Source organism: Streptomyces sp. NPDC029836 (assembly GCF_055574495.1).
This window is the reverse complement of sequence record NZ_JBVHZI010000002.1, coordinates 1-26,500: the sequence shown is the minus strand read 5'-3', so window position 1 is coordinate 26,500 and position 26,500 is coordinate 1. Positions and strand designations below refer to the sequence as shown.

The following is a 26,500-nucleotide window of genomic DNA, read 5'->3' as shown; positions in this document are numbered from 1 at the left end:
GGGGGAGTGATCGTCAGCCCTCATCGGCCGGCCTCCTGCGTGGTGTTCAGGATGTTCACGTCGCGGAACAGGGCGGACGGGCAGCCGTGCGAGACCGCCGCGACCTGGCCGGGCTGGGCCTTGCCGCAGTTGAAGGCGCCGCCCAGGACGTAGGTCTGCGGTCCGCCGACCTTCTCCATCGAGCCCCAGAAGTCGGTCGTCGTGGCCTGGTACGCGACGTCGCGCAGCTGCCCGGCCAGCCGGCCGTTCTCGATGCGGAAGAAGCGCTGCCCGGTGAACTGGAAGTTGTAGCGCTGCATGTCGATCGACCACGAACGGTCGCCGACCACGTAGATCCCGCGCTCCACCCCGCCGATGAGGTCATCCGTGGACAGCCCGCCGGGATCCGGCTGGAGGGAGACGTTCGCCATCCGCTGGACCGGCACGTGCCCGGGGGAGTCGGCGTAGGCGCAGCCGTTGGAGCGGCCCAGGCCGGTCAGCTTCGCGATCCGCCGGTCGGTCTGGTAGCCGGCCAGGGTGCCGTCCTTGACGAGGTCCCAGCTCTGTGCCTCCACGCCCTCGTCGTCGTAGCCGATCGTGGCCAGGCCGTGCTCGGCCGTGCGGTCACCGGTCACGTTCATGATCGAGGAGCCGTACTTGAGCTTGCCCAGCTGGTCGAAGGTGGCGAAGGAGGTCCCCGCGTACGCCGCCTCGTAGCCCAGCGCCCGGTCCAGCTCGGTGGCGTGGCCGATGGACTCGTGGATGGTGAGCCACAGGTTGGACGGGTCCACGACGAGGTCGTAGCGCCCCGCTTCGACGCTCGGGGCCCGCATCTTCTCGGCGAGCAGGCCGGGGATCTCCTCCAGCTCGGCGTTCCAGTCCCAGCCGGTGCCGGTCAGGTACTCCCAGCCGCGCCCGGCGGGCGGGGCGATGGTGCGCATGGAGTCGAACTCGCCGCTCACGCCGTTCACGGCGACGGCGGTGAGCTGCGGGTGGATCCGTACGCGCTGCTGCGTGGTGGAGGTGCCGGCGGAGTCGGCGTAGAACTTGTTCTCGTGGACGGCGAGCAGCGAGGCGTCGACGTGTGCGACGCCGTCGGCGGCCAGCAGGCGTGCGCTCCAGTCGGCGAGCAGCGCGGCCTTCTCGCCGTCCGGCACCTCGAACGGGTTCACGTCGTAGGCGGAGATCCAGGTCCGGTCGGCGTGCACCGGCTCGGCGGCCAGTTCCACGCGCTCGTCGGAGCCCGCGGCCTTGATCACCTGGGCGGACAGCTTCGCCATGGCCACGGCCTGTGAGGCGACCTTGGCGGCGGCGTCCATGGTCAGGTCCACACCGGAGGCGAAGCCCCAGCTGCCCCCGTGCACGACGCGCACCGCGTACCCGAGGTCGGTGGTGTCGGAGCCGCCGGAGGGCTTGGCGTCACGCAGTCGCCAGGAGGCGCTGCGGATGCGCTCCAGCCGGAAGTCGGCGTGGTCGGCGCCCAGCGCGCGCGCCCGGGCGAGCGCCGCGTCGGCGAGCGCCCGCAGGGGCAGCGCGGTGAAAGCCGCGTCGATGGAATGGGCCACGGAAGTCCTCCCGGGGTCGGGGCCGATAGCCCCGATCATGTCGCGCTCAAGGCCGTTGTGCCTACATCTTTCTGTAGGGACTCGACAGAGCCCGCCCCGAGGCCCTGTCGGAGCCGGATTCTCCGGATGCCCGGGGCGGCCTATAGGTTTTCGGTAATCAAGACAGCTAGCGAAAGGGTGATCCGTTGAGCCGCTCGGTTCTCGTCACCGGAGGAAACCGGGGCATCGGCCTCGCCATCGCCCGAGCGTTCGCGCAGGCCGGCGACAAGGTCGCGATCACGTACCGGTCGGGCGAGCCACCGGAGGAACTCACCTCGCTGGGTGTTCTGGCGGTGCGCTGCGACATCACCGACTCCGATCAGGTGGAGCAGGCCTACAAGGAGATCGAGGACAAGCAGGGCGCGGTCGAGGTACTGGTGGCCAACGCCGGTATCACCAAGGACACGCTGCTGATGCGGATGTCGGAGGAAGACTTCGCGTCCGTCGTCGACACCAACCTCACCGGCACCTTCCGGGTCGTCAAGCGCGCCAACCGCGGCATGCTCCGCGCGAAGAAGGGCCGCGTGGTCCTGATCTCCTCGGTCGTCGGACTGCTGGGATCCGCGGGCCAGGCCAACTACGCTGCCTCGAAGGCGGCGCTGGTGGGCTTCGCCCGCTCGCTCGCCCGAGAGCTCGGCTCCCGCAACATCACCTTCAACGTGGTCGCCCCCGGCTTCGTGGACACCGACATGACGAAGGTGCTCACCGACGAGCAGCGCGCGGGCATCGTGGCCCAGGTGCCGCTGGCCCGGTACGCGCGGCCCGAGGAGATCGCGGCAGCCGTGAGCTTCCTGGCGTCCGACGACGCCGCGTACATCACAGGAGCCGTCATTCCCGTTGACGGCGGATTGGGCATGGGTCACTGATCACATGAGCGGAATTCTCGACGGCAAGCGCATCCTCATCACCGGGGTGCTGATGGAATCGTCCATCGCCTTCCACACCGCCAAGCTGGCCCAGGAGCAGGGCGCCGAGGTCATCCTGACGGCGTGGCCGCGTCCGTCGCTGACCGAGCGCATCGCCAAGAAGTTGCCGAAGCCGGTCAAGGTGATCGAGCTCGACGTCACCAACCAGGAGCACCTGGACCGCCTGGAGGGCCTGGTCCGTGACGAGCTCGGTGGCCTCGACGGCGTCGTGCACTCGATCGGTTTCGCCCCGCAGGACGCCCTCGGCGGCAACTTCCTGAACACGCCGTTCGAGTCGGTCGCCACGGCCATGCACGTCTCGGCGTTCTCGCTGAAGTCGCTCGCCATGGCCTGCAAGCCGCTGTTCCCGGCGGAGGGCGCGGCCATCGTCGGCCTCACCTTCGACGCGCAGTTCGCCTGGCCGCAGTACGACTGGATGGGTCCGGCCAAGGCGGCCCTGGAGGCCACCAGCCGTTACCTCGCCCGCGACCTGGGCAAGGAGAACATCCGCTGCAACCTGGTCTCGGCCGGTCCGATCGGCTCCATGGCCGCCAAGTCCATCCCGGGCTTCGGCGAGCTGGCCGAGGTCTGGAACTCCCGCTCGATGCTGGACTGGGACATGAGCGACCCGGAGCCGACCGGCAAGGGCGTCGTCGCCCTGCTGTCGGACTGGTTCCCGAAGACCACGGGCGAGATCGTCCACGTGGACGGCGGTCTGCACGCGATGGGTGCCTGACCCCGGGCATCCCCGGATCACGGCACCCCGGATCACGGCGTCCCGCGTCCGTACGGCGGTGGCCGCGCTTCCCCCTCGGGGGAGGCGCGGCCACCGCCGTCTCGCGTACGGGGGCCGGGATGCGGGCTCCGGTTCGATCGGATGTTCGTCGTCCGGCCGGATCTTTCCGAGTCGAAAACCCGGACAGATGACTGCAAACTGACCTCGTCGGGATCTTCCCGGCGTGGTCGGGGCGGAGGTACGGCGTGCGTACGAGGCCGAACCGGACGGTATCCCTGCTGATCACCTCGGTCGTGCTGACCGGACTCCTGATGCCGGGGGCCGTCGCGCAGTCCGCCGGTCCCGACCCCGCCCCCGGCCCCGAGGTGGCGGTCCCGGCGGTCGCGGACCTCGCCGAGTACCCGGCGGAGCCGCCCGTGGGGCCCGCGCCGTCCCTCGATCGGGCCCTGTACGGCGCCGACTGCGACACCTCGATCGAGGGCTCGCAGGTGACGGCGTACTGCCACAACGCCTATCCCGAGACCGACCTGATCCGGCTGCACGTGGAGTGCGACCGCTGGTGGGACGTGGACGGGGACGCCGCGGTCGTGGCCCTGGACCCGGCGGGCCGCATCCGGCTCACCGGCCGCTGCTGGAAGGAGGTCCGCTCGGCCTGGGTGACCCACCGCAGGCCGGGGACCTGAGGCGCGCGGGGACGGATCCGGCGCGGGCCGTCACTCCCGGCCCAGGCAGACGAACGGGTAGCCCGCCGCCTCCGAGGCCGCCGCGTCCGCGTCCCCGCCGCGGATCGCCTCGATCAGCCGGGCGTGGTCCAGGTGGGAGGCCGGCGTCAGCTCGGTGCCCACGTCCGTGCGCAGCCAGTCGGCCACCAGGTCGCCGAGGTCCGCGTACAGCTCGATCAGCACGTCGTTGTGCGAGGCCGTCACCACCGCCATGTGCAGACTGACGTCCGCCGCCACGAACAGCTCCGCGTCCCCGCTCTCCCACGCCTCCTCGCGCCGGGCCAGCAGCGCGTCCAGCTGGACGAGGTCCCGCGCGGTCCGCCGCTCCGCCGCCAGCCGGGCCGCCGAGGACTCCAGCGTCGAACGCAGCTCCGCGATGTGCCGCGGGTCGGCGCCGGCGAATCGCCGGTGCATCACCCCGGCGAGCTCGCTGGTGGCGATCACGTACGTGCCCGAACCCTGTCGGATGTCCAGCAGCCCGTTGTGGGCGAGCGCGCGGACGGCCTCGCGCACGGTGTTGCGGGCGACGCCCAGCAGCTCCACCAGCTCCGGCTCGGTGGGGATGCGGGAGCCGACGGGCCACTCGCCGGAGGTGATCTGGTTCCGCAGCTGGGTGATCACCTGGTCGACGAGCGCCGACCGGCGGGGCGAGGTCAGTGGCATGGGTTCCTCTCGGGCGGGACGCGGACTCCGGTGCGCCGTGAACTCGTGCGGGGCGCGAGTTCACGAGGGGCGCGAGCTCCAGTGTGACGTGAGCGCGACTGGACAATTAATCATCCCATGATTCTATGATGGTCGAATGTCCGACGAAGAGATCCAGACCCTCCCCCGCCCGCAGGCCGTCACCGGCCCTGTCGACCGGACGCTCCCCGCCGCCCACACCACCCCCCAGTGGCTCGGTCCGGTGCTCATCGTCGGAATCGTGCTGGCCGCCCTGAACCTGCGGCCCGCCATCACCAGCCTCGGCGCCCTCTTCGAGGAGACCCGCACCGGCCTGCACATGAGCGGCGCCGTCGCCGGGCTCATCACCTCGGTGCCCGCCCTCTGCTTCGCCGTCTTCGGCGTCACCGCGCCCCGGCTCTCCCGCCGCTTCGGGCCGGCCGCCGTCGTCTGCGCGGGCATGGCCGCCGTCGCCGCCGGACTGCTGATCCGCCCCTTCGCGACCAACGCCGCGGGCTTCCTCGCCGCCAGCGCCCTGTCCCTGGCCGGCATCGCCCTGACCAACGTCCTGCTCCCGGTCATCGTCAAGCGCTGGTTCCCCGACCGCGTCGGCACCATGACCGGCCTGTACTCCATGGCCCTGGCCGCCGGCACCTCCCTGGCCGCCGCCGCGACCGTCCCGCTGACCTCCGCCCTCGGCGGCAGCTGGCGCACCGGCCTGCTGATCTGGGCCGCCCTCGCCGCGGCCGCCGTACTGCCCTGGCTGCCCATCGCCGCCGCGAGCCGCCGCGAGAAGGCCGCCGCGCCCGCCGCCCCGCGCGAGGACCGCGGCCCCTCCGTCGTCCGCAGCCGCACCGCCTGGGCCCTGGCCTGCTACTTCGGCCTCCAGGCCACCGGCGCCTACGTCACCATGGGCTGGCTCCCGCAGATCTTCCGCGACGCCGGGGTCTCCGCCTCCACCGCCGGCGTCCTGCTCGCCGTCACCATGGTCATGGGCGTCCCGCTCGCCTTCGTCATCCCCGGCCTCGCCGGCCGGATGCGCCACCAGGGACCCATCGCCGTCGCCCTCGGCCTCTTCGGCCTCGCCGGTTACCTCGGGCTCTACCTCGCCCCGGCCGCCGGCGCCTGGGCATGGGCGCTGCTGCTCGGCATCTCCAACTGCGCCTTCCCCCTCGTCATCACGATGATCGGGCTGCGCGCCAAGTCCCCGGCCGGCGTCGTCAAGCTCTCCGCCTTCGCCCAGAGCACCGGGTACCTCATCTCCATCCCGGGCCCGCTCGTCATCGGCACCCTCTACCAGCACAGCGGGGGCTGGGACCTGCCCCTCGCCCTGATGGCGGGCCTCCTCGTCCCGCAGATCGCGCTCGGTGTCCTCGCGGGACGGGACCGCACGATCGAGGACGAATGCGGCATGCGAAACTGAACGGCATGTCGCCCGTACTCGAACCGAACCCCCAGAACGGCCGCAAGAAGCTGGGCCTGGTGCTCGGCGCCATGCTCGCCGTGACCGTGATCATCGCCGTCATCGCGACCATCGCCTCCCCCTGAGCCCCGGCCCGCTCCCGCGGGGGTGGGGCCAACCCCACCCTCCCCTAGGGGGTCAGGCTCAGGGTCGACTGGGGTGCGCCCCGGATGGGAACCGCCGCTTCGGATCCATAGATTCGTAGCAGCGATCCAGTCCCGGCCCAGCACCCCCCCCGGAGGCGGCCATGTCGGCCCCCGCACAGACCCCGTCCCGCACCGCGCGCCCCGCCCGCCGCCGCACCCCGGCCCACGCCGGCGCGAACGCCCGACTGCACTGGTGGGCACTGGCCCTGCCCGCCCTCGCCTTCGGCCTGCTCCTGCTGCTCCTCGCCGGATCCGGCGAGGCCCACGCGGTCCCCGCCGAGCCCTCGGGACTGATCCAGGTCACCCAGCAACTCCTGCGCGCCGTCGGCTGACCCCCCGCGCCGGGCCGCGCTCCACCGGCGGACGGCGGCCTCCCAACACCCTGCGCCCCGTGGCTCATTTCATGCGAAGCTGGGAGTCATGAGCGCCGATACACCCCGCAGGATCGCCCTCCTCCGGCACGCCAAGGCCGACTGGCCCCAGGTGGCCGACCACGAACGCCCGCTGGCGGAACGCGGCCGGAAGGACTCACCGGCCGTCGGGCTGAAGCTGGCCGAGACGGGCATCAGCTTCGACCTGGCCCTCTGCTCCACCGCCGCCCGCACCCGGGAGACGTGGAAGCTCGCAGTCCAGGAACTCCCGCACCGGCCGAGGACCTCGTACGAGGAACGCGTCTACGACGCCTCGCCGGGCGAGCTCATCGCCCTGCTGAACGAGACCTCCGACGAGGTCCGCGACCTGCTGGTCATCGGCCACAATCCGGGCATGCACGCCCTCGCCGACGCCCTCTGCGCCCGCGCCGAGGGCGACGCCCTGGCCCGGATGACGCGGACCGGCTTCCCGACCGCCGCCCTCGCGATCGTCTCCTTCACCGGCTCGTGGAAGTCGCTGGAGCACGGGGTGGGAACCCTGCTGGACTTCTGGACCCCGAAGGACCACTGAGCGGGCCCGCCGCCCGGGACCGGACGACGTGATCCCGGAGCCCCGGGTCCCGATCGCCGCGGAACCCGGGCCGCCCTCGTGAGCGGCTCGGGCTCCGGCGCGTCCGGGAGCCGTCACCGGCCGGGCGGCACCGCCGGATCCGCGCCCCGCGCCTCCCACAGCTCCGGGTAGAACCGCCGGTACACCGCCGCCCGCAGGTGGGCCACGCCCGTGCTGCCCCCGGTGCCCGGCAACCCGCCGATCTGCCGCTCCACGAGCAGCGCGTGGCAGGCCCGCCACTCCGTCCAGACCTCGTCGTGGTCGACCAGTGCCTCAGCCAGCTCGGCCAGTTCGGCGAGCTCGGCCGGGTCCCCGTCGCGCGGGCGGTCCGCGAGGCGCGCGTACGCCGCCCGTCGGCCGTCCTGCGTCGCCACCTCGAAGCCGGCCTTGCCCAGCAGCCCGACGAACGCCTCCCACAGCGAGGGCTCTTCGAGCCGCGTCCGCAGCCGCTCCCGCTCGGCGGGGCTCAGCCCGGCCGCGACGCGGGCCCCGTACGGACCGTGCACCCAGTCCGCCCCGGACAGCGCCGAGATCTCCACGTACTGCGCGGACTGGGCGCCGCTGCTGCTGCCGAGCGCCCCGCGGAAGGCGTGGAACTCCCGCGGCGGCATGCCGCGCAGCGGATGGATCCCGGCGATCAGGGCCCGGGTGATCACCGCGCCGCGGGCCAGCCCGGCCCGGGCGGCGCGCGGGTCGCCGTCCAGGATCCGGTCGCGGGCCCCGCTCAGGTCGTCGAGGAGCTGCCCGAACCACAGTTCCTGCACCTGGTGGACGGTGATGAACAGGCGCTCGTCGCGCACCCCGTCGGCCAGGGGCACCTGGAGGGTCAGCAGTTCGGGCAGTCGCAGGTAGTCGGCGTAGGTGACGGTGTCAGACATCGGAGTCCTCCGGTGCGCGCAGTCCGTACAGGGCGAAGGCGTCGGTGACGCCGGGCAGGTCGAAGGCGTCGACCTGGGCGCACAATCGCAGCGTGGAACGGGAGATCGTCTGGATGCGGTCGATGCCCGCGTCCCCGCCGTAGGTGTCGGTCAGGACGGCTTCGGTGCGGTCCTCGTCCAGGCCGGCGCGGCGCAGCGAGTCGTACACCGGCTCCAGGTCCCAGTCGAGGGCGGCGCGGATCATCGCGGGCAGGGCCCGGGCGGCGAGGATCCGGCGCCGTTGGTCGAGGCGGGCCCACAGTTCGAGGAAGAAGGCGGAGAAGAAGCGGTGGTGGCGGCCCTCGTCCTTGGCGTGGTCGCGCATCAGCTCGCGCACCGTGCTCACCACGCTCGGGTCCTGCGGGACCTCGTTGAGGACGGCGGTGATCAGCGTCTCGAACACGACCGCCTGCAACTGCCCGGCGAGGATCGGGTCTTCGGGCAGCAGCCGGCGTCCGGTGTCCTGGAGCGCCGTGACGAACCCGCCGTAGTCGACGTCGGGCACGGCGATGCCGGTGACGGCCGCCACCTGGTCGGCGAGGTCCAGGCTGTACAGGGCGTGGTAGCCCTCGTCGCAGTACACCTTGAAGGCGTCCATCCGCAGCGCGGTGGGGAAGTGCAGGCCGGAGTTCCCGTTGGCGACGGGCTCGGCCGCCCCGTTGACGACCCGCGTCTCCAGGTGGGTGGTCGAGTGCAGGAACTGGTAGAGGTGCCGTACGGAGACCTCGCGGACCAGCTCCGGCTCCAGGGCCTTCACCTCGGGGTGGGACAGGTGCGGTACCAGGGCGTCGGGGAAGAACACCCGGCCCTGCTCGGCCTCGGCGTGGAAGATCCGCCGGACGCCGCCGCGTACGCCCGCGGTCTCGTACCAGCGGTCGAGGGGGCCTGGGGCCGTGCTCATGGGCGTCTTCCGTTCGGTGCGTGGGGGAGGGGGGCGGCGAGGTCCTCGCCGGTGGGGGCCGGCGGCGCGCCGGCCGGACCCGGGTGGGCGGCGATCCGACGGACCGCCTCGGCCACCAGGGGCGCGTCGACGGTGTGGCAGAGCCGGAACCAGCCCGGCTGCGGGGAGCGGAACGCCCCGCCGGGCAGGATGCTGACCTTCGCGGTCTCGAACAGGGCGCGCCACAGCAGGCGTTCCGCCTCGAAGTCGGTGCCGGGCAGCCACCGGCGCAGGTCCAGCCAGACGGAGAAGCCCGCCTCGGCCGGGGCGTACGGGATGCCGTGCGCCTCCAGCAGCGCGACGAGGTGCCCGTACGAGGAGGCCAGCCGGGCGCGGCCCGCCGCGAGGAAGGCGGCGACCCACGCCGGGTCCGCGAGGAGCCCGGCGAGGGTGGCCTGGGTGGCGGTGGAGACGGGGGCGAAGTAGGCCATCGCCCGGGCCGCGTCGCGCACGCGCGGGGCGCGGGTGTGCAGGACGCCGGTCTTCAGGCCGGGCAGCCCGAAGTCCTTCGCGAAGCCCCACACCACGTGGGTGCGCTCGGCCCAGTGCGGGTTGACGGCCGGATCGGCGGCGCTGGTGAAGGGGCGGTCGCCGAAGACGGCGTGGGCGTAGATCTCGTCGGAGATCAGGTCGACGTCGTGCTCGCGGACCACCCGCAACAGGTCGGCGAGGACCTCGGGCGGGTGCACCTCGCCGATCGGGTTGGACGGGGAGGACAGGGCGACCGCGCGGACCGTGGTGCCTTCGGACCGGGCCTCCTTCAGGGCCCGGTCGACGGCGTCGGCGGTCAGCCGGAAGCCGTCCTCCGGGGAGAGCGGGGCGGGCAGGATCCGGGCACCGGAACGGCCGCCGAGATCGGTGTCGAAGGCCCCGTAGTAGGGGGCGGGCACCACGATGGCCTCGCCCGGGTCGCACAGGACGGAGGCGATGGCGTCGAGCGCCCCGGTCGCACCGCTGATCACCACGAGGTCGTCGGCGTCCAGCGGGGTCCGGCAGGTCGCGGAGAGCAGGTCGGCGACGCGCCCGCGCAGTTCGTCGGTGCCGTGCAGCGGCGCGTAGCGGGCGCCGGCCTCGGTCAGCGGGGGAAGGGAGGCGAGCTTGTCGCGGAGCAGGTCCCACAGCAGCCGGTTCTCGGCGGTGCCGAGGTTGAGGTAGCCGTCGGGGCGCAGCAGCGCGTCGTAGGGCTCGGCCTCGGCGCGGAAGTGGGCCTCGGCGATGGCCGGGGTGTCGGCGAGGAGGCGGGCGGCCTGGCGGGAGATCATCGGGCCCTCCCGCTGTCGACGCCGGCGGCGGTGAGCAGTCCCGGGTTGACCCCGAGGCCCATGGAGGCGTCGATCACGGCGCCGTGGAGCGAGGTGGAGTGCTCGCCGGCCAGCCACCAGATGAGTTCCGCGATCTCCTCGGAGCGGATCAGGCGCCTCTTGGGCAGCCTGGACGTCAGGTCCGCGAGTTCCTCTGGGGAGAGCTGGTCGAGGGTGCTGGCCTGGAACATCGCGGTCTCGACGGCGCCGGGGCAGACGGCGAACACGTCCACCGGGCTGTGTACGAGGTCGGCGGCGAGATGGCGGGTCAGGTACGTGAGCGCGGCCTTGCTCATGCCGTCGGCGGGGTGGAAGCCGGGGAACTGGAAGATCCCGCCGCCCACGCTGGAGACGTTGATGATCTTGCCGTAGCCGTTCTCCACCATGCCGGGAAGTAACTGTTCGGTGAGCCACAGCGGGCCCACCGCGTTGATCCGGAAGAACTCCGAGGCCTTCTCGTGCCGGGCGCCGTCGGTGTAGTGGTCGATGGTCTTGGATCCGACGGCGGCGTTGTTCACCAGGACCTCGACCGGGCCGGGAAGCCGGTCCAGGAGCCGTTCGTGGTCCTCCCAGTTGCCCTGGTCGAAGGGGAAGGCCTCCACCTTGGCGTGGCCGGTGAGGGCCAGTTCGTGCACCAGCTCCTCGGCCCGGGCCCGGCCGTTGCGGTAGGTGAACCAGACCGTCCAGTCCTCTTCCAGGGCGAACCTCTCCACGCAGGCCCGGCCGATACCGCCCGAACCCCCGGTGACGAGGACACTTCGAGTCACCATTGTTTCCCCTTGAACGATCACGACAGAGCGATGGGCGCTGTCGCGTTCACGACAGCGCGGTCACAGTATTTGTCGCAAGTGCGCCGCGAATAGCGCGACTTCGAGCGACCGTTGGCCGGGACTGCTCTTGTGCCGGGGCGCATTGCGTTGATCCGCCATGCCGTGCGCCGCTCCCCGGACGCCGGTCGTGGCCGGTTCGGGCGCCCGGCAGAGGGCTTCGGGTGGCCGGATACGAAAGACCGCCCGGCCGGAAGAACCCGGCCGGGCGGTACGGAACGTCGGATCTGGTGCCTCTGGCCCGTCAGGCCAGGTCAGCGGCCTCGACTTCCTCGCGGGTGATGCCGAGCAGGTACAGGACGGCGTCCAGGAAAGGCACGTTCACCGCCGTGTGCGCGGCCTCGCGCACCACGGGCTTCGCATTGAAGGCCACTCCCAGACCCGCCGCGTTCAACATGTCGAGGTCGTTGGCACCGTCCCCGATCGCCACCGTCTGGGCCAGCGGAACACCCGCCTCGGCGGCGAATCGCCGCAACAGCCGGGCCTTGCCGGCACGGTCCACGATCTCGCCCGTGACCCGGCCGGTCAGCTTGCCCTCCAGGATCTCCAGAGTGTTCGCCGAGGCGAAGTCCAGTCCGAGCCGCTCCCGCAGGTCGTCCGTCACCTGGGTGAAACCGCCCGAGACCACGCCCACCTGGTAACCGAGGGTCTTCAGCGTGCGGATCAGCGTCCGCGCGCCCGGGGTCAGCCGGACCTCGGAGCGGACCTTGTCGATCACCGAGGCGTCCAGCCCCGCCAGCAGCGCGACCCGGGCGTGCAGGGACTGCTCGAAGTCCAGCTCCCCGCGCATCGCCCGCTCGGTCACCTCGGCGACCTCGGCCTCGCAGCCCGCGTGCGCGGCGAACAGTTCGATGACCTCGTCCTGGATCAGGGTCGAGTCCACGTCCATGACGACCAACCGCTGCGCGCGGCGGTGCAGCCCCGCCGAGACCACGGCCACGTCGACGCCGATCTGCGCGGAGGCGGTGGCCAGGGCGGTGCGCAGCGGAGCCGTCTCCACGCCGGACACGGCGAACTCGACCGCCGTCACCGGATACTTGGCGAGCCGGAAGATGCGGTCGATGTTGCCGCCGGACCCGGTGATCCGAGCCGCTATGGCCGCCGTGGACTCCGCGGTGAGCGGGTGCCCGAGGACGGTCACGTGGGAGCGGCCGCTGCCGCGCGGCCGGTTGTCGCCGGTCCCGGAGAGGATCTCGGCCTGGAGCTTGAGCGACTCTGCCCAGCTGTGGACGGTGGCCCGCAACTCGCCCTCGCCGGCGCCGGCCGGTTTGGTGACGAGGGCGCACAGGACGATGCGGCCACGGGTGACGACCTGCTCGATGTCGACGACATCGACGGAATAGGCGGCGAGGGTGTCGAACAGCCCGGCGGTGATCCCGGGACGGTCCTTGCCGAAGATCTTGACGAGGAGGGTGGGGACGTCGGAGGTCTGCGAAGCGCTCATGGTGCTCTCACCGTATCTTCCCGGCCCCGCCGGACGGACATCCGTCCCACTCCCTGAGCCGCCCCCGTCGCACGGGCCCGTCCGCCGCCCCGCACCGGCCCCGCACCGGCCCCGCAGGGGTCCCGCAGGGGTCCAGCACCCGGGCGGATCCCGGGCGAGAAGTCCCCGTATCTCACTCTCCGGGCGACTTCTACCCCCGTCCGGGGGCGACCGCGGGCACCCCCGTCGGGCCCCGATTCCACATGTGGCCGCAGGCCTGAAATAGTTCCCCCGGATGTTCGCCATCCCTAGACTCCCTGACGTCAGGGGGATTCTCGGGGGACTTAAGTGGGGCTGGAGTGCCGGAACTCGTACTGGAATTGAATGGCAGGACCTGGACGCTGGATCCGTCCCGGTCGTACTCACTGGGGCGTGATCCCCAGGGCGACGTGGTGATCGACGACGCCCGGGTGTCGTGGCGGCACGCCACCATCACCTGGAACGGCCGGAATTGGGGCATCGAGGACCACGGCAGCACCAACGGCACCTACGTGCACGGAGCGCGGGTCCAGCAGACCGAGCTGGTACCCGGCACGCCGGTCCACCTCGGCAACGCGACCGACGGACCGCGGCTGAACCTGACCGCCGCCGCCCCGGCCGCCGCCCGGTCGGCCCCGGCCTACCAGGTCCCGGCCGCGCAGGGACAGGCCGCGCAAGGGCAGGCGCACCAGCAGGCCCCGGTCCAGCAGCAGCCCTGGGAGCAGCAGCCGCAGTACCAGCAGCACCAGCCGCAGCAGCACCAGGCCCAGCAGCCGCACGTGCCGCAGCAGCAGGGCGGCGGCCCGGCGCAGAGCGCGCCGAACCCCGGCCACCACGACCACCGCAGCCCGACGACGTTCCACCAGCTCTCGCTGGGCAACGTCATGCGCATCGGTCGCGCGCTGGAGAACGAGCTGGTCGTCTCCGACCTCCAGGTCTCCCGCCACCACGCCGAGTTCCGCTCGATGCCCGGCGGCCGCTTCGAGATCCACGACCTCGGCAGCCACAACGGCACCTACGTCAACGGTCAGCCGCTCGCCAAGTCCGGTACGGCGCTCCTCGGCCCGAACGACATCGTCGGCGTCGGCCACTCGACGTTCCGCATCGTCGGCGACCGGCTGGAGGAGTTCGTCGACACCGGCGAGGTCTCCTTCTCGGCCCGCCACCTCACCGTGACCGTCGACGGCGGCAAGCAGATCCTCAAGGACGTCACCTTCGGCGTCCCCGAGAAGTCGCTGATCGGCGTCATCGGCCCCTCCGGTTCCGGCAAGTCGACGCTCCTGAAGGCGCTGACCGGCTACCGGCCCGCCGACCAGGGCGACGTCCTCTACGACAACCGAAACCTGTACAAGCAGTTCGCGGAGCTCCGTCAGCGCATCGGCCTGGTCCCGCAGGACGACATCCTGCACAAGGAACTCAAGGTCAGCACCGCGCTCAAGTACGCGGCCAAGCTCCGCTTCCCCGGCGACACCGCCGAATCCGAGCGCGTCGCCCGCATCAACGAGGTGCTGCGCGAGCTCAAGCTCGACGTCCACAAGGACAAGAAGATCACCTCGCTCTCCGGTGGTCAGCGCAAGCGCGTGTCCGTGGCCCTGGAGCTGCTCACCAAGCCGTCGCTGATCTTCCTGGACGAGCCGACCTCCGGCCTCGACCCGGGCATGGACCGCGACGTCATGCAGCTGCTGCGCGGTCTCGCCGACGACGGCCGCACGGTCCTCGTCGTCACCCACTCCGTCGCCGAGCTGGCCATCTGCGACAAGCTGCTCGTCATGGCGCCCGGCGGTTCCGTCGCCTACTTCGGCCCGCCGGACGACGCGCTGAACTTCTTCGGCTACAGCACCTGGGCCGACGTCTTCTCCGCCTTCGAGGAGTTCCGCGACTACGACTGGGCCGGCCGCTGGAAGGGCTCGCAGCACTACCAGCTGTACGCCGCCGACATCGACGCCGTCGCCCCGCAGTCCGTCGCCTTCCCCTCGCCGCAGCAGATGCGCCCGCCCAAGCCGCAGGGCTGGGGCTCGCAGCTCTGGACGCTGATCCGCCGCTACGTCTCGGTGATCGCCTCCGACAAGGGCTTCATCGGCCTCATGCTGATCCTGCCCGCGGTACTGGGCGTGGTCTCCACGGTCATCCCCGCGACCTTCGGACTCGCGCCCCCGCGGCCGCCGTCCCAGTTCAACGGCGACGCCGGCACGATCATGCTGATCCTCGCGGTCGGCATGTGCTTCTCGGGCGCCGCGAACTCGGTCCGAGAACTGATCAAGGAACGCGTCATCTACGAACGCGAGCGCGCGACCGGGCTGTCCCGGTCCGCGTACCTCATGTCGAAGGTGATCGTCCTCGGCGTCATCACGGCCGTCCAGGGCGTGGTCATCTGCGCGATCGGCTTCTTCCCGCGCGACCTGCCCGCCGAGGGCCTGCTGATGCCGCCGGCCGTCGAGCTGTGCCTGTCGGTCATCGCCCTCGGCTTCACCTCGATGATGTTCGGCCTCGTGATCTCCTCGCTGGTCAGGACCGCCGAGAAGACCATGCCGCTGCTGGTCATGTTCGCGATCGTCCAGGTCGTCTTCACCGGCATCCTCTTCCAGGTCTACGACTCCCCGGGCCTGGAACAGTTCGCCTGGCTGATGCCCTCCCGCTGGGCCATCGCCGCCGCCGGCGCCACGCTGAACCTCGGCAGGCTCATGCCTCCGTGGGACCGCGACAACCCGACGAACACCGACCCGCTCTGGGACGCCACCATCGGGCAGTGGAGCCTGAACATCACCGTCCTGCTGCTCATCGGCATCGCCTGCGGCTTCCTGGTCCAGCGCCTGCTGCGCCGCCACGAGCCCGAGGTCATGCGCGCCGGCAAGTAACGGCGCCGCGCACGCGGGCCCCGCGCCCCGCCGGCGCACGAAAACGCCTCAGGGCGGCCACCCGGTTCCGGGGGCCGCCCTGAGGCGCATGGGGGGTTCTGGGGGGCGTCGGCGGCCTAGTAGGCGCTGTTGACGTTGTCCATCGAGCCGTAGCGGTCGGCCGCGTAGTTGCAGGCGGCGACGATGTTCGCGACCGGGTCGTACTGGTCGAACTTGGTGCCCTTGACGTGGTACGCCTTGAAGGTCGGGAGGATGACCTGGAGCAGCCCCTTGCTGGGAATGCCGTTCTGGGCGTTGATGTCCCACTTGTTGATCGCCAGCGGGTTGCCGCTGGACTCGCGCATCACGTTCTTGTGGATACCGGCGTACGAGCCCGGAATCCCCTCGCGCTTCATGATGAAGAGCGCTTCCTTGATCCAACCGTCGAGGTTGTTCGCGAAGACCGGGGTGCGGACGGCGGACCGGCTCGCGGCCGCCGTCTTGTCGCGCTCCGCCTTGGCGGCGGCCGCGGCCTTGGCCTTCGCGGCCGCCGAGTCCTTCGCCAGCTTGTTCGCGACGGCCTGCTGCGCGCCGAGGTGCTGCTGTACCGAGGGGGTCCACGCCACCGGAGCGGCGTTGATCGTCACCGCCTGCTGCGTCTGCGCGGCACCGGCCGGGACGAGGGAGAAGGCGAGCGCGGCGGCACCGAGCGTGGCGACGCCGGCAGCGGACAGCTTGTGTGCCTTCGTCAGACGACTGTGACCGGGAGTGCTGGAAGCAGACATGGCGGGGCAACCTCTTCGAATAGCGGGAGTCGCAGGAAGGCGCCGCTCGGATCCGGGATCCGCAGCGCTGTGCGACGTCGACATTCTTAGCGGTGGCAAAAACGCCTGGCAAAGGTGTGACGTACGATCCCGCTTAGTGGATCAGGGCCCCCGGACGAAGCGGGAATGACGGACACCGCACTAGGCGCACCGGACCTGACAGGACCTTTACCTGTCCACTACGCAGCTTCGTAAGTGATGTGGGTCCTATGCCGGGGCTCACATCGGGCACGTAACGGTCTCACCAGGTGTTGCGACAGCAATGCGCAACGTGACCGCCGGCCCGCCCGCCTCATCCCTGAGGAGGACCCCACCCCTTCCCGCCTCGTCCCCAGGGCAGAGCCGGCGCCCGCCCGACCCCCTCCCTCCGCCGTACGCCCCGGGCCGCCCGACCTAGGCCCGAAGCCCGATCCCGCAGGTCAGGGCCGCCGGTACGGTGAGCCCATGCACTACGGACCCTGTACGGGACTCGCTGCCGTCAGCACCGCGCTGCTCGCCATGAGCCGCCGCCTGGAGGTCCACGACGTACTGCGCACCATCGTCGCGTCGGCCCGCGAACTGCTCGACGCCGAGTACGCCGCCCTCGGCGTCCCGGACGACCACGGGGGCTTCGCCCAGTTCGTCGTGGACGGCATCAGCGAGGAACAGTGGCGCCGCATCGGCCCCCTGCCCCGCCAGCACGGCGTCCTCGCCGCGATGCTCCACCAGGACGCCCCCGAGCGACTGGCCGACGTACGCCAGGACCCGCGCTTCGGGGGCTGGCCCGCCGCCCACCCCGACATGTCCGCCTTCCTCGGCATGCCCATCAAGGACGGCGAGGAGACCCTGGGCGCCCTCTTCCTCGCCAACAAGCGCCATGCCCACGGCGCCCCCGCCGACGTGAGCGACCGCCCCGGCTTCACCGACGAGGACGAGGAGCTCCTCTCCCTCCTCGCCCAGCACGCGGCCATCGCCCTGACCAACGCCCGCCTCTACGAGCGCAGCCGCGAACTCACCATCGCCGAGGAGCGCTCCCGCCTCGCCCACGAGCTGCACGACGCCGTCAGCCAGAAGCTCTTCTCCCTGCGCCTGACCGCCCAGGCCGCCGCCGCCCTCGTGGACCGCGACCCCGGCCGGGCCAAGGGCGAACTCCACCAGGTCGCCGTCCTGGCCGCGGAGGCCGCCGACGAACTGCGCGCCGCCGTGACCGAGCTCCGCCCGGCCGCACTGGACGAGGACGGCCTCGTCGCGACCCTGCGCAACCACGTCCGCGTCCTGGACCGGGCCCACACCGCGCACGTCTCCTTCACCAGCGACGGCGTACGGGCCCTGCCCGCGACCCAGGAGGAGGCACTGCTGCGCGTCGCCCAGGAAGCCCTCCACAACGCCCTGCGGCACTCCGGCGCCGACCGCGTCGAGGTCACCCTCGCCCGGACCCCCGCGGGCGGCGCGGTCCTGCGCGTGCGCGACTGGGGGTGCGGCTTCTCCCCTTCCACGGTCCGCAAGGCCGGCCGGCACCTCGGCCTGGTCTCCATGCGGGACCGCGCGAGCGGCTCCGGCGGACGGCTGGAGGTCCGCTCCGAGCCCGGCGAGGGCACCACGATCGAGATGGAGGTACCAGGTGGCTGACACCCCGGCCCGCATCCGCGTCCTGCTCGTCGACGACCACCAGGTGGTCCGGCGCGGCCTGCGCACGTTCCTGGAGGTCCAGGACGACATAGAGGTGGTCGGCGAGGGCGGCGACGGCGAGGAGGGCATCGAGCGCGCCGAGGAACTGCGGCCCGACGTCATCCTGATGGACGTCAAGATGCCCGGCCTCGACGGCGTCGAGGCCCTGCGCCGGCTGCGCTCGCTGGGCAACCCGGCACGCGTTCTGATCGTCACCAGCTTCACCGAGCAGCGCACGGTCGTCCCCGCCCTGCGGGCCGGCGCGGCCGGCTACGTCTACAAGGACATCGACCCCGACGCGCTGGCCGGAGCCATCCGTTCCGTCCACGCGGGCCACGTCCTGCTCCAGCCGGAGGTGGCACAGGCGCTCCTCGCCCAGGAGGACCAGCCCTCCTCGGCCGGTCGCCCGGGCTCCCTGACCGACCGCGAACGCGAGGTCCTCGGCCTGATCGCGGACGGCCGCTCCAACCGGGAGATCGCCCGGGCGTTGGTGCTGTCGGAGAAGACGGTCAAGACGCACGTCTCGAACATCCTGATGAAACTGGACCTCTCCGACCGGACCCAGGCCGCGCTGTGGGCGGTCAGGCACGGAATGGTGGAGTAGGACGGAACGGCGGAGCGCGGCGCGCTGATCAGATCATCGGTGCGCGCACGGCGATTCAGCAGAGATTCATACGGTCGGGTGTATGTACCCCACATGGCGTATCCCGGCCGTCGGCGGGGCGTTCTCCATGGCGTGCCGCGACGGCTGGTCGCGGCAGACGTACTGGAGGACGAGAACGTGAAGAACTTCAAGAAGGCCGCAGCCGTCACCATGATCGCGGGCGGCCTCGTCGCCGCCGGCGCGGGTGTCTCCTCGGCGCACGGCGGTGCGTCCGCGGAGGGCGTGGCCCAGCACTCGCCCGGCGTGGCCTCCGGGAACCTGCTCCAGGTCCCCGTGAACGTCCCCGTCAACGTCGTCGGCAACACCGTCAACGTGATCGGCCTGCTCAACCCCGCCTTCGGCAACTTCGGCGTCAACCACTGACCCACGCCCGCGGCCCCGCTTCCCCACCTCTCCCCGGGAAGCGGGGCCGCGGCGCGGTCGGTTCCGGCGTCAGCCCCGCTCGCGTTCCTCGACCGCCGCGTTGTACGCCGCCACCAGGGCCCGCCGCGCCACCCGCTCCACCGGCCGCAGCGCCTCCGAGCGCGCCGCCATCTCCGAGGCGGCCACCGCACCGCCGGGCCCGTTCGCGTACGCCAGCGACACCATCAGGTCCACCCGCTGCGCCAGCGCCAGCACCCGTACCGCCCGCGGCGGATACCCCGGGGCCAGGACGTCCCGCCCCGCCTCCGCCCGCGCCCGGTACGCCGACAGGGCCGCGTCCGCGACCGGCCCCGACCCCGCCACGTCCAGCCGGGTCAGGACGACCGTCGCCTCGCGCAGCGCCTCCGCCAGCTCCCGCTCCGCCTCCCCGAGCGACGGCACGTCCGCCGGCGGGGCCTCCCGCACCGGCAGGCAGTGCCAGGTCACCGAGACGTGCAGGTCCCCGGCCGGCCCGGCCTCCGCCACCTCCGGCACCAATCCCAGCGCCGCCCCCACCGCGACCACCGCCTCCTCGGCCTCCAACGCCCGCGCGTTGAACTCCGCCGGCCCGCTCAGCCCCAACGGATGCCCCGGCGCGGGCAGCGCCACCCGCAGCCCGCTCACCCCCAGCACCCGCAACCGGCCGAGCGCCAGCGTGAGCCCCACCGGACCCGATTCCCCCGGCAGCCCGGACACCCGGTGCACGGCGTCCTCACCGACGATCGACGACGCGGCCTCGTCGGGCGACACCAAACCGGCCAGCAGCGCGTTCCCCCAGGCGGCCAGCCGCCCTGAACGTGGTTCGAAAAGCATCCCCCCACTTTACGGATCGGCCCCGGCACCCGGCCCCGGAACCGGACCCCTCCCCGAGTGGCGTAGGTTTTCCCCAGGGGCTGCGCCTGCCGGCGCACAGAGAACCGTGACTGCAAGGGGTGACAACACGCTCATGAGCGATGTTCTGGAGCTGGTGGACGTATCCGTGGTCCGCGAGGGCCGGGCTCTGGTGGACCAGGTCTCCTGGTCGGTGAAGGAGGGGGAGCGCTGGGTGATCCTCGGCCCCAACGGCGCCGGCAAGACCACCCTGCTGAACCTCGCCTCCAGCTACCTGTACCCCACCAAGGGCACCACCACGATCCTCGGCGGCACCCTCGGCAAGCCGGGTACCGACGTGTTCGAGCTGCGCCCCCGCATCGGTGTGGCCGGCATCGCCATGGCCGACAAGCTGCCCAAGCGGCAGACCGTCCTGCAGACCGTGCTCACCGCCGCCTACGGCATGACGGCGACCTGGCACGAGGAGTACGAGGACATCGACGAGCAGCGCGCCCGCGCCTTCCTCGACCGCCTCGGCATGACCGACTACCTGGAGCGCAGGTTCGGCACGCTCTCCGAGGGCGAGCGCAAGCGCACCCTGATCGCCCGCGCCCTGATGACCGACCCCGAGCTGCTCCTCCTCGACGAGCCCGCCGCCGGCCTCGACCTCGGCGGTCGTGAGGACCTCGTACGCCGCCTCGGCCGCCTCGCCCGGGACCCGCTCGCCCCCTCCATGGTCATGGTCACGCACCACGTCGAGGAGATCGCCCCCGGCTTCACCCACGTCCTGATGATCCGTCAGGGCAAGGTCGTCGCCGCCGGCCCCATCGACCTCGAACTCACCTCCCGCAACCTGTCCCTCTGCTTCGGCCTCCCGCTGGTCGTCGAGCGCAACGACCACGACCGCTGGACCGCCCAGGGACTGCCCCTGCGCTAGCGGTCCGTACCGGTCGCACCCTGTCCCGACCGCGTCCGACCGACCTACCATGACCATGTGGACATCGACGCATGGGTGTGGTGGCTCATCGGCGCGGTCGGACTGGGCATCCCCCTGGTCCTCACCGCCCTACCGGAGTTCGGCATGTTCGCCGTCGGCGCGGTGGCGGCCGCCGTCACGGCGGCCCTCGGCGGGGGAGTGGTCGCCCAGGTCCTGGTGTTCGTGATCGTGTCCGTGGCGCTCATCGCCGTGGTCCGCCCGATCGCCAACCGGCACCGCAACCAACGCCCCCAACACCGCAGCGGCATCGACGCGTTGAAGGGCAGGACCGCCGTCGTCCTGGAACGCGTGGACGGCAGCGGCGGCCGGATCAAACTGGCCGGCGAGGTCTGGTCCGCCCGCAGCCTCGACGCGGACACCAGTTTCGAACCCGGCCAGTCCGTCGACGTCGTCGACATCGACGGAGCGACCGCCGTCGTGATGTGAGAAAGCAGCCGACCCGCGGCCCCGGGGTCTGCGAGACTCCGCTCAACGGGGCAGCACAGACAGCCGGAAGGGCACGGGGAACCGCATGCAACCGATCATCATCGTCCTGATCATCCTGGTGGTTCTGGTCTTCATCGCCCTGGTCAAGACGATCCAGGTGATCCCGCAGGCCAGCGCAGCCATCGTCGAACGCTTCGGCCGCTACACCCGCACGCTCAACGCGGGCCTCAACATCGTCGTCCCGTTCATCGACTCGATCCGCAACCGCATCGACCTGCGCGAACAGGTCGTGCCGTTCCCGCCGCAGCCGGTGATCACCCAGGACAACCTGGTCGTCAACATCGACACCGTCATCTACTACCAGGTGACCGACGCCCGCGCCGCGACGTACGAAGTGGCCAGCTACATCCAGGCCATCGAGCAGCTCACCGTCACCACCCTGCGCAACATCATCGGCGGCATGGACCTGGAGCGGACCCTGACCTCCCGCGAGGAGATCAACGCGGCCCTGCGCGGAGTCCTCGACGAGGCCACCGGCAAGTGGGGCATCCGCGTCAACCGCGTCGAGCTCAAGGCCATCGAGCCGCCGACCTCCATCCAGGACTCGATGGAGAAGCAGATGCGCGCCGACCGCGACAAGCGCGCCGCCATCCTCCAGGCCGAAGGTGTCCGGCAGTCCGAGATCCTGCGCGCCGAGGGTGAGAAGCAGTCCTCCATCCTGCGCGCCGAAGGTGACGCCAAGGCCGCCGCCCTGCGCGCCGAGGGCGAGGCCCAGGCCATCCGTACGGTCTTCGAGTCCATCCACGCCGGCGACGCCGACCAGAAGCTCCTCGCCTACCAGTACCTCCAGATGCTCCCGAAGATCGCCGAGGGCGACGCCAACAAGCTCTGGATCGTGCCCAGCGAAATCGGAGACGCGCTCAAGGGCCTCTCGGGCGCCATGGGCAACTTCGGCCCCATGGGCGGCGGCAGCCCGAGCGGCTTCAACCCGCAGAACAACGGCAAGGGCGGCACCGACACGACGGGCGCCGGCGACCGGCGCGAGCAGCCCCCCATCGACTGACCCGGCCTCCCCTCGTGCATGATCGGTGAGGCCCCTCGACCTTCATGGCGGGGAGGCGACTCACTCACGCAAAGGGGATGGCTCCGTCCATGTCCATGTCCATCTGGGAATCACTCGCGGTCCTCGCCGCCGGAATCGGCGCCGGCACGATCAACACCATCGTCGGATCCGGCACCCTGATCACCTTCCCGGTGCTCCTCGCCACCGGCCTGCCCCCGGTCACCGCCAACGTCTCCAACACCCTCGGCCTGGTGCCCGGCTCCATCAGCGGCGCCATCGGCTACCGCAACGAACTCAAGGGGCAGCGCGACCGCATCCTGCGCCTCGGCGCCGTCTCCCTCGTCGGCGGCCTCGCGGGAGCGGTCCTGCTCCTGGTCCTGCCCCCGGAGTCCTTCGACACGATCGTGCCCGTCCTCATCGGACTGGCCCTCGTCCTCGTCGTCCTCCAACCCCGCCTCGCCGCGTCCCTGCGCCGCCGCCGGGAAGCCGCCGGCGCCGACACGGCGGAAGGCGAAGGCGGCCCCGTCCTCCTCACCGGCATGCTGTTCTCCAGCGCGTACGGAGGGTACTTCGGTGCCGCCCAGGGCGTGCTCTACCTCGGCCTCATGGGCCTGCTGCTCCACGAGGACCTGCAACGCGTCAACGCCGTCAAGAACGTCATCGCCGCCCTCGTGAACGGCATCGCCGCCGTCTTCTTCCTCTTCGTCGCGGAGTTCGACTGGACGGCCGTCCTCCTCATCGCCGTCGGCTCCACGCTCGGCGGACAGATCGGCGCGAAGGTCGGACGCCGCCTCCCGCCGACCGTCCTGCGCGGAGTCATCGTGACGGTCGGAATCCTCGCCATCGTCCAGATCCTGCTCCGCTGAACGACGTAGGAGACATACGCCGCCCCGCGCACCCGGCAACCGGGCGCGCGGGGCGGACGACTAAGCGGACCGCGACAGCCACTCCGGCAGCGGGTCCCGCCCGCCCACCCCCAGCGCGAGCAGCATCGCGTCGGCCGGCGACGGCACGAACGGTTTGCGCAGCAACGGCATGCCGGCCTCCTCGGGAGTCCGCGCCGCCTTGCGGTGGTTGTCCTCGGCGCAGGAGGCCACCGTGTTCAGCCAGGAGTCCCCACCGCCCTGGGCGCGCGGCAGGACGTGGTCCACGGTCGTCGCGCGCTTCCCGCAGTACGCGCAACGGTGTTGGTCCCGGACCAACACCCCCCTCCGTGACCAGGGAGCATGTCTTCGGAAGGGCACCCGCACGTACCGGCAGAGCCTGATCACCCGCGGCATCGGAAGCTCCATGGTGGCCGCCCGCACACGCAGCTCGGGATGCGACTGCTCGACCACGGCCTTGTCCTGGAGCACGAGCACCACCGCCCGGTTCAAGGTCACCGTCGACAGCGGCTCGAAGCTCGCGTTCAGCACCAGCGTGTCCCGCATCTCGCCCACCTCCCGTGTGCAGGCCCGCGACCACACCGGCGGCAGGGCCCGTCACCACTCTGGCCGCGCGCGCCACGCGGGACAACGCAATAAAAATGCCCGGTCCTGGCCGTCTTTAGACCAGGACCGGGCAAACGCTCGGCGAACGATCAGCCCGCGGGCTCCGCGTACTCACCGATCAGCTGGGCCCGCCCGAGGGTGTGGAAGCGCAGATTGAACCCGACCACGGCGGGGGACACGTCCCCGTCCGGCCCGAGCTTCTCCTGATCCACCGCGTACACCGTGAACACGTACCGGTGCCGCTCCCCGGCCGGCGGGGCCGCTCCGCCGAAGTCCTTCGTGCCGTAGTCGTTGCGCACGTGCACGGCCCCGGCGGGCAGTCCCTCGAACTTCCCGCTGCCCGCCCCGGCCGGCAGCTCGGTCACCGAGGCCGGCAGGTCGAACAGCACCCAGTGCCAGAACCCGCTGCCCGTCGGCGCGTCCGGATCGAAGCAGGTCACGGCGAAGCTCTTCGTCCCCTCGGGGAACCCCTCCCACCGCAACGCCGGCGAGACGTTCCCGCCCGACAGCACCTGGTCCCCGCCCAACTCCGCGCCGGGCGCCAGGTCGACGCTCGTCACGGTGAAGGAGGGGACCTCCGGGTGGAAGGCGTGGGGGAGGGGCGCCCTGTGCTGCTCAACCACTGCTGAACCTCCTGATCGACTGCGCGTACCGGTCCGAGCCTAGAACCAGTTGCGCTGCGAACCGACGGACGCGATCCACTGGTTCAGGTACGCGGCCCAGTCGGTCTCCTGGTACGACTGCAGCCCCACCTGGAAGCAGCGGTAGGTGTCGCTGCCCTCGCTGAACAGCCCCGGCTTCTTGTCCATCTCCAGCACGACGTCCATCTCGCGCCCGTCGGAGACGAAGGTCAGTTCCACCTGGTGCAGCCCGCGGTACTGCGACGGCGGCAGGAACTCGATCTCCTGGTAGAACGGCAGCGTCTGCCGGGTCCCGCGGATGTGCCCGCGCTCCATGTCCGCACTGCGGAACGAGAAGCCCAGCTGCCGGAACGCGTCCAGGATCGCCTGCTGCGCGGGCACCGGGTGCACGTTGATCGGGTCCAGGTCACCGGCGTCGACCGCGCGCGCGATCTCCAGCTCGGTGCTGACCCCGATGTTCATCCCGTGCAGGTGCTGACCCCCGAAGTGGGTGATCGGCGTCTCCGCCGGGATCTCCAGCCCGAACGGCACCACGTGCAGCGCGCCGGCCTGCACCTGGAGGGCACCCCCGAGACGCTGCTTCGAAAAGACGACGTCCTGCTTGTACTCCTGGTCGCCGCCCTCCACCTCCACCCGCGCCTGCAGCCCGACGGACAGCCCCTCGATCTGCTGCTCCACGGACCCGCCCTGGATCCGCACCTCACCCTGGACGATCCCGCCCGGCACCACGTTCGGCTCGGTGATGATCGTGTCCACCGACGCACCGCCGGCACCCAGGCTCGCGAACAGCTTCCTGAACCCCATGCTCAAACTCCCCTTAAGGCCTGTACGAAGGACGTGGCGACTCACGCGCCTACCCCCTTTACCAACGCGGAACCTTAGGCCCCGGTTGCAGGGAGGCGCGTTCCGTTACGCTCGACCGGATGAGCGCGCGCCCCGACCGTACGCCCCTGCCCCGTTCCTTCTTCGACCGCCCGGTCCTCACGGTGGCCCCGGACCTGCTGGGCCGCACCCTGGTCCGCCGCACCCCGGACGGCCCCCTCGAACTGCGCCTCACGGAGGTGGAGGCGTACGAGGGACAGGCCGACCCCGGCTCCCACGCCTACCGCGGCCCCACCGCCCGCAACGCATCGATGTTCGGTCCGCCCGGACACGCGTACGTCTACTTCATCTACGGCATGTGGTTCAGCCTCAACCTGGTCTGCGGCCCGCCCGGCCACGCGAGCGGCGTACTCCTGCGCGCCGGCGAGATCACCGTCGGCGCCGACCTGGCCGCCAAACGTCGGCTCTCAGCCAAATACCCGCGCGAACTGGCCAAGGGCCCCGCCCGTCTGGCCACCGCCCTGGACGTGGACCGTTCGCTCGACGGCACCGACCTCTGCGCCGGCCCGGACTCCCCCCTGTCCCTCCTCACCGGCACGGCCACCCCGGCCGACCTGGTGAGCAACGGCCCGCGCACGGGAGTGGGCGGCGCCGGCGCCGCCCACCCGTACCGCTACTGGATCAAGGACGACCCCACGGTCAGCCCGTACCGCGCTCACGCACCCCGCCGCCGGACAACTTGACTCCGCCCTTCCGGACGCCTAACGTAGTCCGAGCCGCTTGAACGGGGCACTGCCTCAGCAGACCCCCAGAACGGCCAAACCACTACCTACGACTTACCCCTGGCGGGGTCCTTTTCGGCATGCCCGAATTACTCGCCGTCGGCTCGATTATGAGTCGCGAGGGGGAAGCGCTAACGTAGCGGAGCGCCGAAAGGCCAAAGACCCCCAACGGTCACCGAATTCAAATTCAGGTCGACAAACGGCCCGGAAATGATCTGGTAGAGTTGGAATCGCTGGAAAGGGAAAGCGCGAAAGCGTAGGACCTGGAAAGCGCCGAGGAAATCGGGCCCGAGAGAGTCTGATAGAGTCGGAAACGCAAGAACAGAACAACACAGAACGAAAGCCCGGAGGAAAGCCCGAGAGGGTGAGTACGAAGGAAGCGTCCGTTCCTTGAGAACTCAACAGCGTGCCAAAAATCAACGCCAAAAGTTGATACCCCGTCCATTTCGGTGGATG

The 26,500-nt window shown here is 71.3% G+C and carries 28 protein-coding genes; 16 read left to right on the top strand and 12 right to left on the bottom strand.

The window, feature by feature from the left end:
* Positions 1-20 precede the first annotated feature (20 nt).
* Positions 21-1,583, bottom strand: a complete 1,563-nt coding sequence (locus tag ACZ4XJ_RS05900) for a TldD/PmbA family protein (RefSeq protein ID WP_468495478.1) — start codon at positions 1,581-1,583, stop codon at positions 21-23.
* A 146-nt stretch (positions 1,584-1,729) separates the two neighbouring features.
* Here ACZ4XJ_RS05900 and fabG point away from each other — a divergent pair, with 146 nt between their 5' ends.
* From fabG to ACZ4XJ_RS05885, 3 genes are all read left to right on the top strand, one after another.
* On the top strand, positions 1,730-2,449 hold the full coding sequence (fabG, locus tag ACZ4XJ_RS05895; RefSeq protein WP_362878087.1) for a 3-oxoacyl-[acyl-carrier-protein] reductase: 720 nt from the start codon (positions 1,730-1,732) through the stop codon (positions 2,447-2,449).
* Positions 2,450-2,453: 4 nt separating this feature from the next.
* Complete coding sequence (gene fabI / locus ACZ4XJ_RS05890) at positions 2,454-3,224, top strand: enoyl-ACP reductase FabI (RefSeq protein ID WP_362878086.1); 771 nt, start codon at positions 2,454-2,456, stop codon at positions 3,222-3,224.
* A gap of 245 nt (positions 3,225-3,469) precedes the next feature.
* Positions 3,470-3,907: a hypothetical protein gene (locus ACZ4XJ_RS05885; RefSeq protein ID WP_468495477.1), complete on the top strand. Its 438-nt coding sequence runs from the start codon at positions 3,470-3,472 to the stop codon at positions 3,905-3,907.
* Between the two features lie 30 nt (positions 3,908-3,937).
* Here ACZ4XJ_RS05885 and ACZ4XJ_RS05880 read toward each other — a convergent pair whose 3' ends face one another.
* Positions 3,938-4,609 carry a FadR/GntR family transcriptional regulator gene (locus ACZ4XJ_RS05880; RefSeq protein ID WP_362878084.1) on the bottom strand — a complete coding sequence of 224 codons (672 nt, stop codon included), beginning with the start codon at positions 4,607-4,609 and terminating at the stop codon, positions 3,938-3,940.
* Between the two features lie 136 nt (positions 4,610-4,745).
* On the opposite strand from ACZ4XJ_RS05880, the gene ACZ4XJ_RS05875 reads away from it, so the two are divergent.
* From ACZ4XJ_RS05875 to ACZ4XJ_RS05860, 4 genes are all read left to right on the top strand, one after another.
* The gene (locus ACZ4XJ_RS05875) at positions 4,746-6,029 is read left to right on the top strand and encodes a CynX/NimT family MFS transporter (RefSeq protein ID WP_468495476.1); all 1,284 of its coding nucleotides are present in this window, start codon (positions 4,746-4,748) and stop codon (positions 6,027-6,029) included.
* 5 nt (positions 6,030-6,034) lie between these two features.
* On the top strand, positions 6,035-6,154 hold the full coding sequence (locus ACZ4XJ_RS05870) for an SGM_5486 family transporter-associated protein (RefSeq protein ID WP_281208317.1): 120 nt from the start codon (positions 6,035-6,037) through the stop codon (positions 6,152-6,154).
* A gap of 161 nt (positions 6,155-6,315) precedes the next feature.
* Positions 6,316-6,546: a hypothetical protein gene (locus tag ACZ4XJ_RS05865; protein ID WP_362878082.1), complete on the top strand. Its 231-nt coding sequence runs from the start codon at positions 6,316-6,318 to the stop codon at positions 6,544-6,546.
* A gap of 88 nt (positions 6,547-6,634) precedes the next feature.
* The gene (locus ACZ4XJ_RS05860) at positions 6,635-7,156 is read left to right on the top strand and encodes a SixA phosphatase family protein (RefSeq protein ID WP_362878081.1); all 522 of its coding nucleotides are present in this window, start codon (positions 6,635-6,637) and stop codon (positions 7,154-7,156) included.
* A gap of 113 nt (positions 7,157-7,269) precedes the next feature.
* Here ACZ4XJ_RS05860 and ACZ4XJ_RS05855 read toward each other — a convergent pair whose 3' ends face one another.
* From ACZ4XJ_RS05855 to serB, 5 genes are all read right to left on the bottom strand, one after another.
* Entirely contained in the window at positions 7,270-8,073 is an 804-nt protein-coding gene (locus tag ACZ4XJ_RS05855) for a tryptophan 2,3-dioxygenase family protein (RefSeq protein WP_384001380.1), read from the bottom strand.
* Entirely contained in the window at positions 8,066-9,013 is a 948-nt protein-coding gene (locus tag ACZ4XJ_RS05850) for a diiron oxygenase (protein WP_362878079.1), read from the bottom strand. Before ACZ4XJ_RS05850 ends, ACZ4XJ_RS05855 begins: the two co-directional genes overlap by 8 nt.
* Positions 9,010-10,314, bottom strand: a complete 1,305-nt coding sequence (locus tag ACZ4XJ_RS05845; RefSeq protein WP_468495475.1) for an aminotransferase class I/II-fold pyridoxal phosphate-dependent enzyme — start codon at positions 10,312-10,314, stop codon at positions 9,010-9,012. Before ACZ4XJ_RS05845 ends, ACZ4XJ_RS05850 begins: the two co-directional genes overlap by 4 nt.
* Positions 10,311-11,123 (bottom strand): SDR family NAD(P)-dependent oxidoreductase, encoded by an 813-nt coding sequence (locus ACZ4XJ_RS05840; protein ID WP_362878077.1) that lies wholly within the window; start codon positions 11,121-11,123, stop codon positions 10,311-10,313. The genes ACZ4XJ_RS05845 and ACZ4XJ_RS05840 overlap by 4 nt, the downstream gene beginning before the upstream one ends.
* A 301-nt stretch (positions 11,124-11,424) precedes the next feature.
* The gene (serB, locus tag ACZ4XJ_RS05835; protein ID WP_362878076.1) at positions 11,425-12,624 is read right to left on the bottom strand and encodes a phosphoserine phosphatase SerB; all 1,200 of its coding nucleotides are present in this window, start codon (positions 12,622-12,624) and stop codon (positions 11,425-11,427) included.
* 338 nt (positions 12,625-12,962) lie between these two features.
* On the opposite strand from serB, the gene ACZ4XJ_RS05830 reads away from it, so the two are divergent.
* Positions 12,963-15,497: an ABC transporter ATP-binding protein/permease gene (locus tag ACZ4XJ_RS05830; RefSeq protein WP_468495474.1), complete on the top strand. Its 2,535-nt coding sequence runs from the start codon at positions 12,963-12,965 to the stop codon at positions 15,495-15,497.
* Positions 15,498-15,613: 116 nt separating this feature from the next.
* Here ACZ4XJ_RS05830 and ACZ4XJ_RS05825 read toward each other — a convergent pair whose 3' ends face one another.
* Positions 15,614-16,261: a transglycosylase SLT domain-containing protein gene (locus ACZ4XJ_RS05825; protein WP_362878074.1), complete on the bottom strand. Its 648-nt coding sequence runs from the start codon at positions 16,259-16,261 to the stop codon at positions 15,614-15,616.
* A 483-nt stretch (positions 16,262-16,744) separates the two neighbouring features.
* Here ACZ4XJ_RS05825 and ACZ4XJ_RS05820 point away from each other — a divergent pair, with 483 nt between their 5' ends.
* From ACZ4XJ_RS05820 to ACZ4XJ_RS05810, 3 genes are all read left to right on the top strand, one after another.
* Positions 16,745-17,908 carry a GAF domain-containing sensor histidine kinase gene (locus ACZ4XJ_RS05820; RefSeq protein ID WP_468495473.1) on the top strand — a complete coding sequence of 388 codons (1,164 nt, stop codon included), beginning with the start codon at positions 16,745-16,747 and terminating at the stop codon, positions 17,906-17,908.
* On the top strand, positions 17,901-18,551 hold the full coding sequence (locus ACZ4XJ_RS05815; RefSeq protein WP_362878072.1) for a response regulator transcription factor: 651 nt from the start codon (positions 17,901-17,903) through the stop codon (positions 18,549-18,551). The genes ACZ4XJ_RS05820 and ACZ4XJ_RS05815 overlap by 8 nt, the downstream gene beginning before the upstream one ends.
* Before the next feature lie 177 nt (positions 18,552-18,728).
* Positions 18,729-18,974, top strand: coding sequence for a chaplin (locus tag ACZ4XJ_RS05810; protein WP_362878194.1), 246 nt, complete (start codon positions 18,729-18,731; stop codon positions 18,972-18,974).
* A 69-nt stretch (positions 18,975-19,043) separates the two neighbouring features.
* Here ACZ4XJ_RS05810 and ACZ4XJ_RS05805 read toward each other — a convergent pair whose 3' ends face one another.
* The gene (locus ACZ4XJ_RS05805) at positions 19,044-19,826 is read right to left on the bottom strand and encodes a hypothetical protein (protein WP_468495472.1); all 783 of its coding nucleotides are present in this window, start codon (positions 19,824-19,826) and stop codon (positions 19,044-19,046) included.
* A gap of 133 nt (positions 19,827-19,959) precedes the next feature.
* Between ACZ4XJ_RS05805 and ACZ4XJ_RS05800 the strand changes: the two genes are divergently transcribed.
* The 4 genes from ACZ4XJ_RS05800 to ACZ4XJ_RS05785 all read left to right on the top strand — a co-directional run bounded on the left by ACZ4XJ_RS05800 (position 19,960) and on the right by ACZ4XJ_RS05785 (position 23,175).
* Positions 19,960-20,760 carry an ABC transporter ATP-binding protein gene (locus ACZ4XJ_RS05800; RefSeq protein ID WP_468495471.1) on the top strand — a complete coding sequence of 267 codons (801 nt, stop codon included), beginning with the start codon at positions 19,960-19,962 and terminating at the stop codon, positions 20,758-20,760.
* A gap of 57 nt (positions 20,761-20,817) precedes the next feature.
* A complete protein-coding gene (locus ACZ4XJ_RS05795; protein WP_468495470.1) occupies positions 20,818-21,246 on the top strand; it encodes an NfeD family protein in 429 nt (142 codons plus the stop codon).
* Positions 21,247-21,331: 85 nt separating this feature from the next.
* On the top strand, positions 21,332-22,309 hold the full coding sequence (locus tag ACZ4XJ_RS05790) for an SPFH domain-containing protein (protein WP_362878068.1): 978 nt from the start codon (positions 21,332-21,334) through the stop codon (positions 22,307-22,309).
* A gap of 95 nt (positions 22,310-22,404) precedes the next feature.
* A complete protein-coding gene (locus ACZ4XJ_RS05785; RefSeq protein ID WP_362878192.1) occupies positions 22,405-23,175 on the top strand; it encodes a sulfite exporter TauE/SafE family protein in 771 nt (256 codons plus the stop codon).
* Positions 23,176-23,235: 60 nt separating this feature from the next.
* Here ACZ4XJ_RS05785 and ACZ4XJ_RS05780 read toward each other — a convergent pair whose 3' ends face one another.
* The 3 genes from ACZ4XJ_RS05780 to ACZ4XJ_RS05770 all read right to left on the bottom strand — a co-directional run bounded on the left by ACZ4XJ_RS05780 (position 23,236) and on the right by ACZ4XJ_RS05770 (position 25,244).
* Positions 23,236-23,739, bottom strand: a complete 504-nt coding sequence (locus ACZ4XJ_RS05780; protein WP_362878067.1) for an HNH endonuclease — start codon at positions 23,737-23,739, stop codon at positions 23,236-23,238.
* A 149-nt stretch (positions 23,740-23,888) separates the two neighbouring features.
* On the bottom strand, positions 23,889-24,422 hold the full coding sequence (locus ACZ4XJ_RS05775) for a YbhB/YbcL family Raf kinase inhibitor-like protein (RefSeq protein ID WP_468495469.1): 534 nt from the start codon (positions 24,420-24,422) through the stop codon (positions 23,889-23,891).
* A gap of 39 nt (positions 24,423-24,461) precedes the next feature.
* Positions 24,462-25,244, bottom strand: a complete 783-nt coding sequence (locus ACZ4XJ_RS05770) for a sporulation protein (RefSeq protein WP_362878066.1) — start codon at positions 25,242-25,244, stop codon at positions 24,462-24,464.
* Positions 25,245-25,363: 119 nt separating this feature from the next.
* Between ACZ4XJ_RS05770 and ACZ4XJ_RS05765 the strand changes: the two genes are divergently transcribed.
* Complete coding sequence (locus ACZ4XJ_RS05765; protein WP_468495468.1) at positions 25,364-26,005, top strand: DNA-3-methyladenine glycosylase; 642 nt, start codon at positions 25,364-25,366, stop codon at positions 26,003-26,005.
* Positions 26,006-26,500 lie beyond the last annotated feature (495 nt).

What these genes read in the sequence shown, in the direction of transcription:
- ACZ4XJ_RS05900 (WP_468495478.1), bottom strand. Translation starts at nt 1,583, where the DNA reads ATGATCGGGGCTATCGGCCCCGACCCCGGGAGGACTTCCGTGGCCCAT.
- fabI (WP_362878086.1), top strand. Translation starts at nt 2,454, where the DNA reads ATGAGCGGAATTCTCGACGGCAAGCGCATCCTCATCACCGGGGTGCTG.
- ACZ4XJ_RS05880 (WP_362878084.1), bottom strand. Translation starts at nt 4,609, where the DNA reads ATGCCACTGACCTCGCCCCGCCGGTCGGCGCTCGTCGACCAGGTGATC.
- ACZ4XJ_RS05875 (WP_468495476.1), top strand. Translation starts at nt 4,746, where the DNA reads ATGTCCGACGAAGAGATCCAGACCCTCCCCCGCCCGCAGGCCGTCACC.
- ACZ4XJ_RS05870 (WP_281208317.1), top strand. Translation starts at nt 6,035, where the DNA reads ATGTCGCCCGTACTCGAACCGAACCCCCAGAACGGCCGCAAGAAGCTG.
- ACZ4XJ_RS05865 (WP_362878082.1), top strand. Translation starts at nt 6,316, where the DNA reads ATGTCGGCCCCCGCACAGACCCCGTCCCGCACCGCGCGCCCCGCCCGC.
- ACZ4XJ_RS05860 (WP_362878081.1), top strand. Translation starts at nt 6,635, where the DNA reads ATGAGCGCCGATACACCCCGCAGGATCGCCCTCCTCCGGCACGCCAAG.
- ACZ4XJ_RS05855 (WP_384001380.1), bottom strand. Translation starts at nt 8,073, where the DNA reads ATGTCTGACACCGTCACCTACGCCGACTACCTGCGACTGCCCGAACTG.
- ACZ4XJ_RS05850 (WP_362878079.1), bottom strand. Translation starts at nt 9,013, where the DNA reads ATGAGCACGGCCCCAGGCCCCCTCGACCGCTGGTACGAGACCGCGGGC.
- ACZ4XJ_RS05845 (WP_468495475.1), bottom strand. Translation starts at nt 10,314, where the DNA reads ATGATCTCCCGCCAGGCCGCCCGCCTCCTCGCCGACACCCCGGCCATC.
- ACZ4XJ_RS05840 (WP_362878077.1), bottom strand. Translation starts at nt 11,123, where the DNA reads ATGGTGACTCGAAGTGTCCTCGTCACCGGGGGTTCGGGCGGTATCGGC.
- serB (WP_362878076.1), bottom strand. Translation starts at nt 12,624, where the DNA reads ATGAGCGCTTCGCAGACCTCCGACGTCCCCACCCTCCTCGTCAAGATC.
- ACZ4XJ_RS05825 (WP_362878074.1), bottom strand. Translation starts at nt 16,261, where the DNA reads ATGTCTGCTTCCAGCACTCCCGGTCACAGTCGTCTGACGAAGGCACAC.
- ACZ4XJ_RS05820 (WP_468495473.1), top strand. Translation starts at nt 16,745, where the DNA reads ATGCACTACGGACCCTGTACGGGACTCGCTGCCGTCAGCACCGCGCTG.
- ACZ4XJ_RS05805 (WP_468495472.1), bottom strand. Translation starts at nt 19,826, where the DNA reads ATGCTTTTCGAACCACGTTCAGGGCGGCTGGCCGCCTGGGGGAACGCG.
- ACZ4XJ_RS05800 (WP_468495471.1), top strand. Translation starts at nt 19,960, where the DNA reads ATGAGCGATGTTCTGGAGCTGGTGGACGTATCCGTGGTCCGCGAGGGC.
- ACZ4XJ_RS05790 (WP_362878068.1), top strand. Translation starts at nt 21,332, where the DNA reads ATGCAACCGATCATCATCGTCCTGATCATCCTGGTGGTTCTGGTCTTC.
- ACZ4XJ_RS05785 (WP_362878192.1), top strand. Translation starts at nt 22,405, where the DNA reads ATGTCCATCTGGGAATCACTCGCGGTCCTCGCCGCCGGAATCGGCGCC.
- ACZ4XJ_RS05780 (WP_362878067.1), bottom strand. Translation starts at nt 23,739, where the DNA reads ATGCGGGACACGCTGGTGCTGAACGCGAGCTTCGAGCCGCTGTCGACG.
- ACZ4XJ_RS05770 (WP_362878066.1), bottom strand. Translation starts at nt 25,244, where the DNA reads ATGGGGTTCAGGAAGCTGTTCGCGAGCCTGGGTGCCGGCGGTGCGTCG.
- ACZ4XJ_RS05765 (WP_468495468.1), top strand. Translation starts at nt 25,364, where the DNA reads ATGAGCGCGCGCCCCGACCGTACGCCCCTGCCCCGTTCCTTCTTCGAC.